General features: G+C 59.3%; 3 protein-coding genes. All 3 read right to left on the reverse strand.

Going from position 1 to position 2580, the window contains the following annotated elements; all coding sequences use genetic code 11:
• Nucleotides 1-18 precede the first annotated feature (18 nt).
• Genes QVF59_RS17425 through pcnB form a run of 3 tightly spaced genes read right to left on the reverse strand, consistent with a single transcriptional unit; the run spans nucleotide 19 to nucleotide 2524 of the window.
• Nucleotides 19-660, reverse strand: coding sequence for a deoxynucleoside kinase (locus QVF59_RS17425; protein WP_287881464.1), 642 nt, complete (start codon nucleotides 658-660; stop codon nucleotides 19-21).
• 23 nt (nucleotides 661-683) lie between these two features.
• On the reverse strand, nucleotides 684-1163 hold the full coding sequence (gene folK, locus QVF59_RS17430) for a 2-amino-4-hydroxy-6-hydroxymethyldihydropteridine diphosphokinase (RefSeq protein ID WP_287881465.1): 480 nt from the start codon (nucleotides 1161-1163) through the stop codon (nucleotides 684-686).
• Complete coding sequence (pcnB, locus tag QVF59_RS17435; protein ID WP_287881466.1) at nucleotides 1160-2524, reverse strand: polynucleotide adenylyltransferase PcnB; 1365 nt, start codon at nucleotides 2522-2524, stop codon at nucleotides 1160-1162. Before pcnB ends, folK begins: the two co-directional genes overlap by 4 nt.
• Between the last annotated feature and the right edge of the window lie 56 nt (nucleotides 2525-2580).

Genomic DNA, 2580 nt, shown 5'->3' on the forward strand with positions numbered 1-2580 from the left:
GCAAGGCGTCACTTGTATTCAGACGCTCTTGTTGAAGTAGCTGCGCTGTCCGCGCATCTCGCTGATGCAGCGCAACAATAGCTCGAAATCCTCGTTACCATCAACCAACTCCAGATGGTCGGTATTGACGATCAGCAAGGGTGCTGCTTCGTACTGATGGAAAAATTCGCTGTACGCGGCATGCACGCGCTTGAGGTAGCCTGCGGGGAAATCCTGCTCCAGCTGGCTGGCACGGGCGGCACTGCGCTCCAGCAATACCTGCTCCGAGGCTTGCAGGTAAATCACCAGATCCGGCACCGGATACTGTGGCAGCAGTTGCTGGGCAATACGCTGGTACAGCGCCAGTTCCTGCTCGTCCAGATTCACCCGGGCAAACAGCACATCCTTTTCAAACAGGAAGTCCGACACCACCGGGCTGGCCAGGGTATCGCCCAGCAGCATGCCACGTGCCATGTCGGCACGCTGCATCAGAAAGGATAGTTGGGTGGCCAGACCGTGGGAAGCGACATTGCGATAGAAACGGGGCAGAAAGGGATTGGACGCAGGATCCTCTGCCAGCAACTGCACGCCCCAGTAGCTGGCCAGGCGGCGTGCCAGTGCCGATTTACCCGAGCCAATCGGGCCTTCTACCACCACATAACGCAAATGGCTGTGACTCATGTTTTGCTCCTTGAGCTGACTGGCTACACCAGCTTGTGCACGCCGCTGCAGTCGAGCTTGGCGGTAATGGCAGCAGCCGGGCCATGTGCCCCTACCTGCTGCTCAGGGGCGATTTCTGCCAACGGTACCATGACAAAGGCGCGCTGGTGCATGCGCGGATGCGGCAATAGCAATTGCGGGTCGTCCAGCACGGTATCCTGATACAACAGGATGTCCAGATCCAGCACCCGCGGGGCATTGCGGAAGCTGCGCTCACGCCCGAAACCGGCTTCGATCTGCATCAGCGCATCCAGCAAGGCATGGGGGCTCAGGCCGGTGTCCAGCATCGCCACGGCATTGATGAAATCAGGCTGGTCCAGATATCCCACCGGCGTGGTGAGATAAAGTGAAGAATGCGCAAGCACGGTAGTGCCAGCCAGATTGGCAAGGGCCGCAAGTGCGGCCCTGATCTGCTCCGCTGGCTGCTCCAGATTGCTACCCAGAGCGACGTAGGCCAGACTCACTCAGCCTCTCCTCCCGGACCTGAATTTTCAGTGCGGCGGCGATTGCTGGTGCGACGACGGCGGCGTTTTTTCGCCGGCTCTTCGCTGCCGCTGTTTTTTGCCTCGTTGATCAGCGTCTCGCGCTCGGCCTGATCGCCGCGCTGGAAGGCTTCCCACCATTCCACCAGACTGGCTGGCAGCTCGCCTGCCTCGGCGCGCAAGGACATGAAATCGAAGGCGGCACGGAAGCGCGGCTGTTCCAGGAAGCGGTAGGGACGCGCACCGCTGCGACTGTCGAAACGGCCCTGCAGTGTCCAGATTTCACGCATGGTCACGCTAAAACGGCGCGGAATGGCAAAATCGTTATCCTGCTCGTTTTCCACGTCCGCAATGGCCATTTGCAAGGCCTGCAGGGACTTTTCGCCGGCAGCGATATGCTGCTGCCAATGCTGGTTTACCTGTTGCCACAGCAAGGTCGCCAGCAGGAAACCGACAGACACCGGCTTGTCGGCCCGGATACGGGCATCGGTACTTTGCAGGCCCAGCTGCAGGAACAAATCGTCGCCATCTTCACCCATCACCGCGTCCAGCAGCGGGAACACCCCGCGCGACAAGCCTTCTTCGCGCAGCTTTTTCAGGCAGGCATAGGCATGGCCGGACATCAGCAGCTTGAGCATTTCGTCAAACAGCCGGGCCGGCGGTTCCTTTTTCAGCAGATGGGCATGGGCATGAATCGGCTTGCGGGTGTCTTCGTCAATCTCGAAACCCAGCTTGGCCGCCAGACGCACCGCACGCAGCATACGTACCGGGTCTTCCTGATAACGCCGTGCTGGCTGGCCAATCATTACCAGCTTTTTGGCCTTCAGGTCCTTCACGCCGTGGTGATAGTCGATGATGGACTCGTCGGACGGGTCAAAGAACAGCGCATTGACAGTAAAGTCACGGCGGTGCGCGTCTTCTTCCTGACTGCCAAAGGTGTTGTCGGCCATGATGCGGCCAGATTCGTTCTGGTCGTCAATGCCGCCACCACGGAAGGTGGTGACCTCGATGGTTTCCGGGCCCACCATCACGTGCACGATGCGGAAACGCCGACCAATGATGCGCGAGCGGCGGAACAGATGATGCACCTGCTCCGGCGTGGCATTGGTGGCGACGTCAAAATCTTTGGGTGCCACATCCAGCAACAGGTCACGCACAGCCCCCCCTACCACGAAGGCAGAGAAACCGGCTTCCTGTAAACGGGAAGTCACCTTGAGCGCAGCAGTGCTGAGCTGATCGCGGCGAACGCCATGCTGGGACAGCGGAATCACGCGTGGTTTGCTACGGCGTTTGCCCATGCCAGACGGCAGCTCCAGTACTTTACGGATAAGCTTGCGGATCATTTATGAGGAATAAGGACGTGGAATGAAGGGATTCGCAAGAAAGGAATTCAAGCGGC

This window comes from Aquitalea sp., assembly GCF_030150775.1.
GTDB lineage: Bacteria > Pseudomonadota > Gammaproteobacteria > Burkholderiales > Chromobacteriaceae > Aquitalea > Aquitalea denitrificans.